11 protein-coding genes are annotated in these 13,994 nt (G+C 41.3%); 9 read left to right on the forward strand and 2 right to left on the reverse strand.

Annotated elements, in window-relative coordinates; genetic code table 11:
• Positions 1-79: 79 nt before the first annotated feature.
• The 7 genes from ACSSWA_RS08755 to ACSSWA_RS08785 are packed head-to-tail and all read left to right on the forward strand — an operon-like array spanning position 80 to position 7,876.
• Entirely contained in the window at positions 80-2,641 is a 2,562-nt protein-coding gene (locus tag ACSSWA_RS08755) for an ATP-dependent Clp protease ATP-binding subunit (RefSeq protein ID WP_437356188.1), read from the forward strand.
• Positions 2,634-2,924, forward strand: coding sequence for a 4a-hydroxytetrahydrobiopterin dehydratase (locus ACSSWA_RS08760; RefSeq protein ID WP_437356189.1), 291 nt, complete (start codon positions 2,634-2,636; stop codon positions 2,922-2,924). The genes ACSSWA_RS08755 and ACSSWA_RS08760 overlap by 8 nt, the downstream gene beginning before the upstream one ends.
• Positions 2,917-3,495: an orotate phosphoribosyltransferase gene (pyrE, locus tag ACSSWA_RS08765; protein ID WP_437356190.1), complete on the forward strand. Its 579-nt coding sequence runs from the start codon at positions 2,917-2,919 to the stop codon at positions 3,493-3,495. The genes ACSSWA_RS08760 and pyrE overlap by 8 nt, the downstream gene beginning before the upstream one ends.
• Before the next feature lie 4 nt (positions 3,496-3,499).
• Positions 3,500-4,768, forward strand: coding sequence for a M64 family metallopeptidase (locus ACSSWA_RS08770; protein ID WP_437356191.1), 1,269 nt, complete (start codon positions 3,500-3,502; stop codon positions 4,766-4,768).
• On the forward strand, positions 4,768-6,003 hold the full coding sequence (locus ACSSWA_RS08775) for a PP2C family protein-serine/threonine phosphatase (protein WP_437356192.1): 1,236 nt from the start codon (positions 4,768-4,770) through the stop codon (positions 6,001-6,003). Before ACSSWA_RS08770 ends, ACSSWA_RS08775 begins: the two co-directional genes overlap by 1 nt.
• The gene (locus ACSSWA_RS08780) at positions 6,003-7,316 is read left to right on the forward strand and encodes a 4Fe-4S dicluster domain-containing protein (protein WP_437356193.1); all 1,314 of its coding nucleotides are present in this window, start codon (positions 6,003-6,005) and stop codon (positions 7,314-7,316) included. Before ACSSWA_RS08775 ends, ACSSWA_RS08780 begins: the two co-directional genes overlap by 1 nt.
• Positions 7,317-7,330: 14 nt before the next feature.
• Positions 7,331-7,876 (forward strand): BMC domain-containing protein, encoded by a 546-nt coding sequence (locus ACSSWA_RS08785; protein WP_437356194.1) that lies wholly within the window; start codon positions 7,331-7,333, stop codon positions 7,874-7,876.
• Here ACSSWA_RS08785 and ACSSWA_RS08790 read toward each other — a convergent pair whose 3' ends face one another.
• Positions 7,877-8,227 carry a cupin domain-containing protein gene (locus tag ACSSWA_RS08790; RefSeq protein WP_437356195.1) on the reverse strand — a complete coding sequence of 117 codons (351 nt, stop codon included), beginning with the start codon at positions 8,225-8,227 and terminating at the stop codon, positions 7,877-7,879.
• A gap of 68 nt (positions 8,228-8,295) precedes the next feature.
• Between ACSSWA_RS08790 and ACSSWA_RS08795 the strand changes: the two genes are divergently transcribed.
• On the forward strand, positions 8,296-9,075 hold the full coding sequence (locus tag ACSSWA_RS08795) for an SDR family NAD(P)-dependent oxidoreductase (protein WP_437356196.1): 780 nt from the start codon (positions 8,296-8,298) through the stop codon (positions 9,073-9,075).
• Here ACSSWA_RS08795 and ACSSWA_RS08800 read toward each other — a convergent pair.
• The gene (locus tag ACSSWA_RS08800; protein WP_437356197.1) at positions 9,072-12,944 is read right to left on the reverse strand and encodes an AAA family ATPase; all 3,873 of its coding nucleotides are present in this window, start codon (positions 12,942-12,944) and stop codon (positions 9,072-9,074) included. The two genes, ACSSWA_RS08795 and ACSSWA_RS08800, sit on opposite strands and share 4 nt — an antisense overlap.
• Positions 12,945-13,081: 137 nt before the next feature.
• Here ACSSWA_RS08800 and ACSSWA_RS08805 point away from each other — a divergent pair, with 137 nt between their 5' ends.
• A complete protein-coding gene (locus ACSSWA_RS08805) occupies positions 13,082-13,726 on the forward strand; it encodes a head GIN domain-containing protein (protein WP_437356198.1) in 645 nt (214 codons plus the stop codon).
• The last annotated feature ends 268 nt before the right edge of the window (positions 13,727-13,994 follow it).

Raw genomic sequence — 13,994 nt, forward strand, 5'->3', positions numbered from 1 at the left:
CTTGCAATATTTATATTTAAGAAACCATTTGAGCCGATTTACTGTTTAAGACTGAAAGAAAAAGAGAGGAATTATAAATATGGAAGGAAATTTTTCAGAAAGGGTACAGGAAGTCATTCGATTAAGTCGAGAAGAAGCGCTAAGACTGGGTCATGATTATATAGGTACGGAACACCTTCTTCTGGGCATTATCCGGGAAGGACAGGGAGTTGCCGTCAAAATATTGAGAAATCTTGGAGTCGACCTGGTAAAACTGAAAAAAGCCATTGAAGATACCGTCAGAACTTCAGGCGGAACTCTTACAATCGGCAATATTCCGCTTACCAAACAAGCCGAAAAAGTGCTCAAGATTACTCAGATTGAATCGAAGATTTACAAATCCGATGTAATCGGAACCGAACATATACTTCTTTCGCTCCTGAGAGACGAAGACAATATCGCAACTCAGATATTGCATCAGTTCAACGTTAATTACGACAATGTAAGAGCGGAATTGAACAACATTCTTTCGAGTAAGGAAAGCCAGAAATCGTCCGCTCCGTTTGCTCAACCATTTACGGCAAAGAAAGTCGAAAAGACAAAAACTCCCGTTCTTGATAATTTCGGCAGAGACTTGACAAAGCTTGCAATGGAAGACAAATTAGACCCTGTCATCGGCAGAGAGAAAGAAATCGAACGGGTCGCTCAGGTATTGAGCCGAAGGAAAAAGAACAATCCCGTTTTGATTGGCGAACCCGGAGTAGGAAAAACCGCAATAGCGGAAGGTTTGGCGCTTCGTATTGTTCAAAGGAAAGTGCCTCGTATTTTACAGGACAAACGCGTCGTAACGCTCGATCTGGCGGGATTGGTAGCGGGCACTAAATACCGCGGTCAGTTCGAAGAAAGAATGAAAGCATTGATGAACGAGCTCGAGAAAGCCGACGACGTGATATTATTTATCGACGAACTTCATACAATCGTAGGCGCAGGCGGAGCCTCAGGCTCGCTCGACGCTTCGAACATGTTCAAACCAGCATTGGCGCGCGGAGATATTCAATGTATCGGTGCGACGACGCTTGACGAGTACAGAAAATATATCGAAACCGACGGCGCGCTCGACAGAAGATTCCAGAAAGTAATGGTCGATCCGCCTTCTCCCGAAGAAACTATCGAAATTCTCGAGAACATAAAATTCAAGTACGAAGAACACCATCACGTTCGTTATTCGCGAGAGGCTATCGAAGCCGCAGTGAGATTGAGCGAGCGTTATATTACGGACAGACATCTGCCCGATAAAGCTATCGACGTTATCGACGAGGCTGGTTCGAGAGTGCATATGGGCAACTTTACCGTGTCCGAAGAAATTCTCCGCCTCGAAGAAGAAATCGAAAAAGTGAAATTACAGAAAATACAGGTAGTCAAACAGCAGGATTACGAAGAAGCCGCTCGTTTGCGCGATAAAGAACGTCAATTGCAGTCCGACCTTGAAATTGCGAAACGCGAATGGGAAGCCAAAACTCAGGATATGATTTATGACGTTACCGAAGAAGATATTGCCACTGTCGTTTCGATGATGACGGGAATTCCGACTACGAGAGTCGTCCAGGCTGAAAGCGAAAAACTGCTTAAAATGGAAGAAGCTCTCAAACAAAGAATCGTCGGACAGGACGAAGCCGTTACGAAACTCGCTAAAGCAATCCGTAGAACGAGAGCCGGTCTTAAAAGCGCAAACAGACCGATCGGCACTTTTATATTCCTGGGACCGACCGGAGTCGGTAAAACCGAATTAGCAAAAGAACTGGCGCGATATTTATTCGATACCGAAGACGCACTAATTCGAATCGATATGAGCGAGTATATGGAGAAATTCTCCGTATCCAGACTTGTCGGAGCTCCTCCGGGATATGTAGGCTACGAAGAAGGCGGACAATTGACAGAACGCGTCAGAAGAAAACCGTATTCGGTTGTGCTTTTCGACGAAATCGAAAAAGCTCATCCAGACGTATTCAATATTCTTTTGCAGGTTCTGGACGACGGCGTTTTAACCGACAGTCTCGGCAGAAGAGTCGACTTTAAGAATACGATTATCATTATGACTTCGAATGTCGGCACTAAAGATATTAAGACTACCGGCGGATTCGGTTTCGGAGACGTTACGGAAGCCGACGCTTATACTACGCTGAAAAACACAGTCGAAGACGCAATGAAAAAGCTCTTCAATCCCGAATTCTTAAACAGGATTGACGAAACTATCGTCTTCAGAAGCCTCGACAAAGAAGACATCAAGCAGATTATCAACATCGAAATGAAAGACCTGGTTAAAAATCTCCGCGAAAACAAAATGACGATCGAACTGCATAAATCCGCAATTGAATTTCTGTCGGACAAAGGTTACGATCCCAAGTACGGAGCAAGACCGTTGAAACGCGCGATTCAAAAATATATCGAAGACCCGCTGGCTGAAGAACTGCTGTTAGGTCAATTCAAAGAAGGCGATAAAATAATCGTAAAACACAAAAAGAATACCGAGGAACTTTATTTCGTGCCGGATAAGAAATCGCTGGAAGAAAATGAAGCAGCTCAGAATAAAGCCGACGATGAAGTGAAAAATTCCGACAAAGAAGAAGAAAACAGCGAAGAAAAAAACACGATTAATGAATAAACTCGACGAGAAATCGATACTTGAAAGACTGCCCTCGATAAAAGGGTGGTCTTTCGACAATAATAAATTGACACGCAGTTTTAAACTCGATTCGTTTTCGGAAGCGGTTGCGTTTCTGGTCAGGATCGCCATCGAAGCGGAAAAAATCGACCATCATCCCGACATAAGATTATTCGGGTGGAATAATGTGGAAGTAACGCTTCAAACTCACAGCGTTAACGGTATTACGGAAAACGATTTTAAACTCGCTAATTCAATAAACCTTTTATACTCTTATGAATAAACAGGAAATACTAGATATTTTTTTGAAAACGGAAGCCTTACTCGAAGGTCACTTCTTATTGACATCCGGCAGACACAGCAATCAATATTTTCAATGCGCTCTCGTGCTTCAATATCCGGAATACAATTCATTGATCTCGGGAATGATAGCGGATCATTTTAAGAACCATGAAATCGACGCGGTGATATCGCCGGCAATCGGAGGAATTGTTGTCGGGCAGGAAGTTGCGCGTCAGTTAAACAAAAAATCGATTTTTGCAGAACGCGAAGATAAAACCCTGACTCTCAGAAGAGGATTCGGCATAGAAGCCGGCAAGAAATATCTGGTGTGCGAAGACGTAGTTACGACAGGCGGTTCCGTTTTCGAAGTGATGGACATTGTTAAAAATGGCGGAGGCATTGTCGCCGGCGTGGGTTTTATAGTCGACAGGAGCAACAATAAAGTCGATTTCGGCGTCCCCCAATTCAGTACTTTACAACTTGAGGTTAAATCTTTTCTTCCTGAAGAATGCCCTCTGTGCAAAGAAAATAAGATACCTCTCGTAAAACCCGGTTCCAGAAAAATTAAATAAAAATATGAAAAATATTATCTCTTTTATTTTTCTGTTTTATGTGGCGGTCTATCCTCAGGCGGAATTCAATAAATATTTTCTCGATAAGACGCTACGGGTAGATTTTTATCAGACCGGCGACAAAAACAACGAGATTATTTCGTTCAATCGATTAATTGAAGAGCCCTATTGGGGCGGCTCGGAAATAAATTTAATCGATACTTTTTATTACGGAAATTATTTCCTGAAAGTTTTTGATGTTTCGGAAAACCGTTTAATCTATTCGAGAGGATTTTCAACTCTCTTTCAAGAATGGCAAACTACGGACGAAGCCGATACCGTAGTTAAAACATTCGCCTGTTCAGTAACATTTCCGTATCCCAAATCGAAAGTAAGAATCGAAATCGACAAAAGAGACCGGCAAGGAATATTCATTAATAAATTTTCATATGTAATCGATCCTAACAATTATTTTATAGTTAAGGAACGACCGAAAAAATACGACGCTTTCAAAGTTCATTACAGCGGAGATCATCACAAAAAACTCGACATAGTATTTTTGCCGGAAGGTTACACGATAGAAGAAATGGATAAATTTCGCGACGACTGCAAACGTTTTGCTGATTACCTTTTTGAATTTTCTCCTTTCGATGAATTAAAAGAAAAAATCAATATCTGGGGGGTCGAAGCTCCTTCCGGAGAAACCGGAACGGACATTCCGGCTGAGAATATCTGGAAGAATACTATTTTGAATTCCAGATTCTATACATTCGACAGCGAACGATATCTGATGACAGAAGATTATTATTCGGTCAGAGACGCAGCTTCGAACGCTCCTTACGATCAAATTTTTATAATAGTAAATACTGCAAAATACGGCGGCGGAGCGATCTATAATTTTTATAATGTAACCGCTTCGGACAATCGACTATCCAAATTGATCTTTGTGCATGAATTCGGTCACGGACTCGCCGGACTTGCCGACGAATATGCCGACACTTCTACATACAATGAATTTTATAATCTCGAGACGGAACCGTGGGAGCCGAACATAACGACGCTTGTCAATTTCGAATCGAAATGGAAATCGTTAATAGAAAGTAACACTCCCGTGCCCACGCCGGCAGATTCGACCTACTCGGATAAAATCGGCGTTTTTGAAGGCGGGGGATATGTCTTAAAAGGCGTTTATCGTCCTACAATTAACAGCTTGATGAGGTCCTTCAGTTCGAAAGAATTTAACGAAGTGTGCCGCCGGGCTATCATTAATATTATTAACTTTTACTCCGAATAATGGATCAGAAAAAACTCATAAAAACATTTGACACAATTGCCTCGGGCAATTTCAAAACGGACACAGATCTGCTGAAGTATGTGCTCGAACAGATAGTGAGCAAAGAGCAATTCAACTTAAACGGCGGAAGACTCTGGAAACTCGACGCTTCGGCGGCTGCATATAAATTGGTATTCCAGACAGGCAATCTTACCAAGATTCCTGAAAATTACATGTTGTCGATTTCCGAAAACCCGATACTCGATAAGATTGCGAAGGAACGCACTATTTTAGCGGATGAAACCGATATGACATTACTGTCGAAAGGAATTTTCAGGTATTCGGCGTCAGGAGTGGGGAAAAAAATAAATGTAAACGGCAAAAAATATTACGAGTATTTACTGGCGGTTAACAGCGACCAGATCGGAGAAGAATTACGCGATACGTTAAATGCAGTGGCTACCGTACTGACTTCCAAGTTGCGCGAGAGATATCTGACTGCAATAAGAAAAAATCTTATTAAAGATATCGACAAAGCAAAGGAACTGCAAAAAAGCATCCTTCCGGAGCATCAATATAATTTTCATTTCTATGAAATATTCGGAGTGACAATACCTGCGGAAACAGTAGCGGGCGACTTTTACGATTATCTGAAAATCGGCGAAGACGAAGAGCGGCTCGGAATAGTCGTCGGCGACGCAGCTTCGAAAGGGCTTGCCGCCGCCGCCGAAGCGATGTATATTTCCGGCGCCGTCAGAATGGCGTCGACTTTTCAGGTAAAAATATCGCCGATGATGTACCGTCTAAATCAGCTTGTCAATAAAATTTTCAGCGACGATAAATTTGTTTCCCTTTTTTATTGCGAACTTTCGATCGACAAAAAAGGTCTTTGCCTTTATTCAAACGCGGGTCACAATCCGCCATTGTTTTATAAAAAGAGCGCAAATACATTTTACACACTTAACTCAACAGGTCCGCTTTTGGGTCCTGCGCCGAATTCGAAGTATGAAACGGACAGTATTAACTTCGACCCAAACGACATACTGGTTATTTACACCGACGGAGTAACAGAGTCGGCTAACAACAAGTACGAGTTTTATGGCGAGTCGAGACTTTCCGATATTATCAAAAAGAATTCGAATCTCACTTCGAGAGATATCGCATACGCAATACTCGACGACGTAACAAAGTTTTCCACAGGCGAAAGCAAGTATCAGGACGATAAAACCATTGTAGTAATCAAAAGGAATGACTGATGGAGTTAGTAGAAAAAATTTATAACGCAGGCGTGGTAGGAGCGGGAGGAGGAGGTTTCCCGTCTCATATTAAAGCGAAATCAAAAGTGGAATTTTTGCTGGCAAACGGAGCCGAATGCGAACCGTTAATTCATAAAGACTACGAACTGATGGTTCATTTCCCGGAAAAAATTCTGGACGGCATTGACAATCTGTTAAAACAGACGGGAGCAAAAAAAACTTTTATAGGAATCAAAGAGAAGAATAAAAAAGCCATCGACTCGATTGCCGATTCGATTAAAAATCCTTCGATTGAACTTTCGCTATTAGGCGATTTTTATCCTTCGGGCGACGAATACGAACTGGTTTATGCCGCAACAAACAGATTAATTCCTCCGCACGGACTGCCATTGGATGTCGGTTGTCTTGTCAACAATGTTGAAACTTTATATAACATATCGAACGCCGCAGAAGGTATTCCAGTTACGAGAAAATTTTTATCTGTAACGGGCGCCGTAAAAAATCCGAAATCGTTTTTCGTTCCCGTGGGAACCAGCTTCAGAGAACTGATCGAACTTGCCGGCGGAACAACTCTGCAGGATTACGGAATTTTCGTAAGCGGAATTTTGATGGGACGGTTAACTTTCGATATTGACGAACCTGTTACGAAAACGACCGCGGGAATTATTGTGCTTCCGATAAATCATTATCTTATCGACCGTATGAAACGTCCGATTCATGACATGAACAGAATAGGCAAATCCGCTTGCGACCAGTGTAGTTATTGTACGGAATTTTGTCCGCGTTATCTTTTAGGCTACGACGTTCAGCCGCATAAGGTGATGCGTTCTCTTGCATTTACAACAACCGGCGAAAGCGTTTGGAATCAATATGCCGACTTATGCTGTTCCTGCGGGCTCTGTTCGCTTTACGCATGTCCGGAAGATCTTTATCCGAGGGAAGCTTGCAATCAAGGCAAAGACTATTTAAGAAAAAACGGAATGCGATACGAGCAAAAGAAAGAAGTGAAAGTGCATCCGATGAAAGAGGGAAGAAGAGTGCCTCTGAAAATGTTAATGAAAAAATTACAATTGACCGATTACGACAGAGCTACGCCTTTTGAAGAAATCGATTATACGCCGGGTCGGGTAAAATTATTGCTTAAACAACACGCCGGTCAGCCTGCAAGTCCGGTCGTAACTTTGAACCAAAAAGTACGAAAAGGCGATCTTGTTGCGGACGTTGAACCCGAAAAAGTCGGCGCTAGAATTCACGCTTCGATAGACGGAGTAATAAAAGAAATTACAGATAATTATATTATAATTGAAAATTAAATTCCGGGGCTAAAATGAACTCATTGGGATTAGTCGAAATGACGAGCATTGCGGCTGGAATGCAGGCTGCAGACATTATGTTAAAAACTTCGAACGTAGAACTGATTCTTTCGCGAACAATTTGTTCGGGCAAATATATGGTGCTCATAGGCGGCGAAGTTGCTGAAGTGGAAACCGCCGTGGATAATGCCGTCAATCAGTTGTCTTTCGGTATAATTGACACGTTTGTGATACCGAATGTTCACAAAGATATTTTTCCCGCGCTGGCGGGACATTCGAACGTAGAAATGCTTGAAGCGCTCGGAATAATAGAATCGTTTTCAGTAGCCTCTTTGATTGAAGGAGCGGACGCTGCAGTAAAAGCGGCGAGCGTTAAATTAATTGAAATTCGTCTTGCTATGGCTCTCGGAGGAAAAGCTTTTTGCACATTGACCGGCGATGTAGCGGCTGTGCAAAGCGCCGTGGACGCCGGCGCAAAAGTGATTGCAGACAGAGGCTTGCTCGTCAATAAAGTGGTAATACCCAAACCGCGCAAAGAATTGCTTAGCGAAATGATCTGATTACTCGTATTGTTTCGGTACTACGCAAATGAAAACAAAATTTGTATTGTCAGAAATATTTTTATACTGGTGGTACTCGTTTGGCATTACAAGAGCAAAGTCTCCTTCTTTTAACGGGCGCTCGTGCCCGTCTTTGTCCACCAAAACTCCGTATCCCTCAATCACATAATTTAATTGCTCGTAATTATGACTATGATAAGGAGTATACCCGTTAGGCTCAAGAGTAAATACGCGCATCGAATATGCGGGCGTACCGTCGGCGGAAGATATCGGAATCTGTTTTTTAACTTTGTATGTTCCCGCCATATCGACAACGCGGCTTTCTATTTCTTTAATATTGACTATTTTCATAACTTCTCCTGTTTAACAAATTAATTATATTATTTAAACATAAAAATATCAAATAAATTAGACATTTTATGAGTTTAGCAAATAAATACGGGAAATGGGCAATTGTCACCGGGGCGTCTTCCGGTATCGGCAAAGAATTCGCTCTTTATCTGGCGAAAGAAAAAATTAACTTAATTTTGATTTCGCGCAGAAGCAAAGACGAGCTTGCAAACCAATTAAGAAATAATTACGGCGTTGAAGTTATTGCGCTCGACCTCGATTTGAGCGAGCCTGATAATTTGAGACTTATTCAGAAAGAAATTGAAGAGAAGGATATCGGTATATTAATAAATAACGCCGGATTCGGCAAAGCCGGAAATTTTATGAATCATGATATTCGCGTATACAGTGAAATGATTATTCTGAATTGTTTAGCGCCTGTATACCTGACCAATTTAGCGCTCGAAAAAATGTTGAAAAAAAGAAAAGGAGCGATAATATTTTTAGGCAGCCTTGTAGCGTATCAGCCCACGCCTTATATGTCGGTCTACTCGGCAACGAAATCGTTCGATTTAACGTTAGGATTGTCGCTCTACGGGGAATATAAAAAGAAGGGGATCGATATTCTCGTCGTAAATCCCGGTCCTACAAAAACAGAATTTCATAAAGTCGCCGGTTCCGACGGCGGTTATTTTCAGAGAGAAGCCCCCGACGTAGTCAAAACGGCAATCAGAAGTTTGGGTAAGAAGCCGACGGTTTTGGACGGCATTATAAATAAAATATTGGTACTCGCCGGCAGATTTATTCCGGTTAAATTGTCACTTGCAATTACCGAAAAAATCGCCCGCTCGATTTACGTTAAAAATTAGAATTTTATTTTCTGCACGTCTTCGAGTTTGATAGTCTTAAGATCTTCGTCGGAAGGATTGATTAAAGAGGCTATTCTGTTTTCCTGGTTACTTATTGCCGTGTAAAGAATATTTCGCGCAGTCATTGCATTTCTGAAATTATAGTCCCTCTTTTCATAGAGGTCGTTGAAAATCTCAAGCAGCATTTGTAGGGCTCCTTCGTCTAGCAGGTAACCGTGCTTGTCTGCTATGTAATAGGCGATTGTAAGAAGCTGGCGGGGAGTGTAATCTTCGAAATAAAGAACCTGCGAAAAATACGCCGACAAATCGGGATTTTTTTCAATCACTGAAGTGGCGTTGTCAAAATTATCAGCCAATATTACAACGAACTTGTTTTTATGACGGGTTATTCCGTTGAGAATTGCGTCGAATGCTTCCTTCCCGAAATCTTCGGTAAAGAGAGTTGAAAAATTATCGATCATTAAAATGCCGCCGAGCGAATCTTTAATTAATTCCTCTGCCCGGATTTGCGTGGAATCCTGAAAATTTCTAACCAGGTCGGCTCTTTCCACTTTTACAAGATGTCCTTTCGACAATATTCCAAGTTCACGCAATATATTGCCGAATAATTTTGCAACCGTTGTTTTTCCCGTGCCGTCGTTGCCAATAAAAATTGCATTCGGATTCTTTTCAATTACATGCAATCCTTTTTCACGTTTCAGTTGAGCAATCTTTGAACCGCTTATTAATTTCAGTATTCCTTCTTTTACATTTTCGAGACCTATGAGCGAATTCAGCTCGTCCATATATTCCTGTAGTTTGAGAGGGTCTCCTTTCACTCTGTATTCTCTGGCATTGTAAGTGACTCCCGTAACTTCATTTATATCTTCCAGAATAATCGTATTCATTACATCTTCCGTGCGTTCATTTGAATCGAGATCTGCAATTCTGAGTAAGAGTTTTTTCTTCAACCTTTCGAGCAGATTTCTGACAATACGCGCATTGCCGAACTTTTTATCGCGATGGTTATACAGATCCCTGAAATAACTCAAAAGAGCTTCCTCGGCGTCGGGCGCAAGTTTTTTATTTTCGTTCGAAAGAGCCCGTTTTATGATTTCCATCATTTCATCGGGAGTATAGTCTTCAAAGACTATCGATTTTGTAAAACGCGATTCAAGACCGGGATTACTGTAAATAAATTGTTTCATTTCTTCCGTATAACCGGCGGCGATTACAATAAATTTCCCTCTGTCGTCTTCCATTCTTTTCAAAAGGATATCGATAGCTTCTCTTCCGAAATCCGAATTTCCTCCTCCCGACTTGGTCAGCGCATAGGCTTCGTCAATAAATAAAGTTCCGCCGAGCGCTTTGTCGATAACAGCTTTTGTCTTCTCGGCTGTTTGACCGACATAACCGGCTACCAAGCCCTGCCGGTCGGTTTCTACCAGATGACCTTTGCTCAAAATTCCGAGCGCCGAGAATATTTTGCTGAACAGACGAGCGACTGTCGTTTTGCCTGTGCCGGGATTTCCCAGGAACAAATAGTGGTCGGAGAATTTTTCGGTTAAATTTTCGCCTTCTTCTGCAAAGAAACGCGCAAGTTTTACAAGCTCGTTTATCTCTTTCTTAACGCCTGCTAGTCCTACCAGATTGTCCAACTCTTTAAGAGCTTCCGACAAAAGTTCTTCGTTGATCGGAGTCCTGTAAGATTTTCCTTCGGCGGGTTTAAATACCTTTTGAATATCGCTTAGCGTAATTGTGGTTAATTTTTCTTTGCTTCTTTCTGAATCGGGCAACGATAAGATCCGTTTGCTTAAGTTCAGTTTCGATTCATCCAATATTTTTTTTATCAGCCGTGCATTGCCGAACGATTTATCTCTGTTTCTGTAGAGATTAATTAGTTCTTTCTTGAGAAATTCTTCCGCGTCTTTGCTTAAGCCGTAATCTTCCGATTCGGCAGACTTTTTGAAAATTTCTACAAGTTCGTCCGGAGTGTAATCTTCAAAAACAAACGTATGGGTGAATCTCGATTTAAGCCCCGGATTCGATTCGAGGAAATCATTCATTTCTTCGGGGTATCCGGCTGCAATTACAACAAATTCGCCTTTCTTGTCTTCCATCCTTTTTAACAGAATATCGATGGCTTCCTGTCCGAAGTCCTGGGCGCTTCCGCTTTTTTTAATAAGCGTATAAGCTTCGTCGATAAAAAGGACTCCTCCAAGCGCATCCTGAATAACTTTTTCAGTTTTTTGAGCCGTCTCTCCGATATATTGTCCTACCAGCGCGGCTCTGTCTACTTCCACGACATGACCAGATGGGAGAATGCCCATAGCTCTCAGAATGTTTCCGATTAAACGAGCTATTGTAGTTTTGCCCGTACCGGGATTGCCCAGGAAGACTGCGTTAATTGCAATATTTTCTTCCGATTTTAATCCGTATTTTTTCCTTTCTTTTATGAATTCGAGATATGTAATAAAGTCCCGAACGGTTTGTTTTATGTTTTTTAGTCCGATAAACGAATCGAGTTCTTCAATCAATTCCTCCAGTGATTTATCGTCCGGAGGTTTGACGACGTTTTCGCGTTCTTTGGTTTTTATTATTCTTTTCTCTTCGCGTTTTTCTTCTTTTTCTTTGATACGAAAATCGTTTATTCCGAAATATTTTTCTCCTACTTTGAATTCATTTACGTAGAGTTCCAGTTTGCCCTGTCCTTTCTTCCAGAAACCGGGCAAATCCGAACCGATATTTTGCGTGAATATTACCGAGTCCCATTCTTTAGGAACGTTCAATTTAAAATTTGTTGTTCCAGTTTCCATGTCGTCGATGTAGGTTATAATTTTGCAATTATATTCGCTGTCTTTCTTGCCGAATTCGGGATTATCAAAAATTACTTCCACGCTAATCCAATTGCACCTTTTGTCGATCTGTTTGTAGTATTCTCGAACTTTTGTTTTCGATTCCCGGTCCGGATCAAAAATTTTTATTGAAAGTAGTTTTATATAATCGTTAGGGAAGAGGAGGGCGTTTGTTTTGAATGCGGAAGTTTTTTCGCCCGTTTTCGATAAATCGGGCAGAACGATTTTATTTTCGTTTGTACGACTTATCGGAGTTTCGTCTTCATAATCCGTTTCTCTGAATTTAAGCAGAGCATTATAAATGAAATTGAATTTTTTGTTCTTGGCAAATTTATTCTTCAATGCCTCCGCTTTACGGAAAGCCGGAAGATACTGAAACAGATAGAACATCGATTCGATATTGAGCAATTCGGCTTCGTCGCGGTAATATTCCGAATATTGAAGTAATTTTTCCGAGACTAGCAAAGCAAACCAATATTCTTTTTTGTTGACAGCCTCTGTCGCAAGTTCGAGAATTTTCTCGGAATCCTTTTTCCCGAGTTTCATATTGACATCCGAAATCAGAACAGCTTGCTCGAGAAGCGTTTTCAAATTACTTAACATTTCGTTGTCATCGGCGCGCAGGAACGGGGATCGGTTCAAAAGATCGAGCGCTTCCTTGTATTTTTTCAATCCCGCCAGCGCTCTGATTTTTGTGGTAAGAGTCCACTTTAACAGATTAAGTTCGTTGTCAATCGATTTATTTATATCGGCGAGAGCGCCTTCATAAATGCACATGCGAGAAAGGAGATAAGCCCTGTGGAATCGGATCCTGGATGAATCGCTATCGAGCTCTACCGCCAAATTTGCGTAATCGAGGGCTTTTGTCGGATTGCCGTTTTCAAGATAAGCCCACGCTAACGAAATTATTGCCTCGGGGTCGTTCGGACGGAGAGAATATAATTTTTCTGCTGCGGTTAGGGCTAAACGGTATCTGCCATTCCACAAATGTTCGTATATTTCGGACTGAAGATTATTTAAATCTTCGTTCATCATAGGGCAGTACGATAAATTGATTTTTTGTTAAATAAAATATAAAAAGTTAAGTGGATTTACTATAATTCAAAAATTTTTTTGTTGGACGGAACAATTACGGATTAACATCGTCTTAAGAGGCAACAAACGGAGGCGCTATGAAAACTAAAGTTACCGTGTTTTTTCTGCTTGCAATTATTTTTGCAGGATGCGGAGTGTGGGGAGTCCGGGGCAGCGGCAATTTGAAAACCGAAACGAGAGAAATAAGAAATTTCAATAAAATTGAAGTCGGAGGCGCATACGACATCAAAATAAAATGCGGCGAGAAAGAATCGATAGAAATTACCGCAGAAGAAAATCTTCTTCCGCTTATCGAAACGAAAGTTAAGCACAACAGACTAATAATTGACACCCGCAGAAGTATTTCTCCACGAAAAGAAATAAAGATAGTTGTAACTGTGCCTGAATTGAATTATATCGAATGTTCCGGAGCGAACAATATGCGGGTTTACAATATCGATACCGACGATCTCGACGTCGAATTGAGCGGAGCGGGCAATATTGTAATGGATGGAAATGTTAAAACATTGCACGCCGAGATATCGGGAGCGGGCAATATCGACGCCAAATCTCTTAAAGCCGAGAACGTATATATATCGGTCAGCGGAGCGGCAAGCGCAAGCGTGTATGCTTCAAAATATTTAAACGCCTCGGTTTCAGGCGTCGGTTCGATCGATTATTACGGCGATCCCGAAAAAACAAAAACCAACGTCTCGGGCATCGGCTCGATTAGCAGAAAATAATCTACTCAAAACGGCATAACTAAACAGTAATCGCCTTTTATCATTTAAGAGGGCGGGCGATTAGCCTTTATTTTAATTTTCCAGATAATTAACTGCAATAGGAAATATTAAGGGCGAAAACCTTTTCGAAGAATTTTCTCCGGAAAATATAACCTTTTAAATAGCATAATGCGACCCAATATACTTTATAAATTTAGAATTCGTTTTTTTACTTTTCTCACTGTTAGGAAACAGTTAAGTAAAAAACGGATATAAACCTCACTTTTAG

It is taken from the genome of Melioribacter sp. Ez-97 (genome assembly GCF_051488665.1).
In the GTDB taxonomy this organism is placed as follows: domain Bacteria; phylum Bacteroidota; class Ignavibacteria; order Ignavibacteriales; family Melioribacteraceae; genus Melioribacter.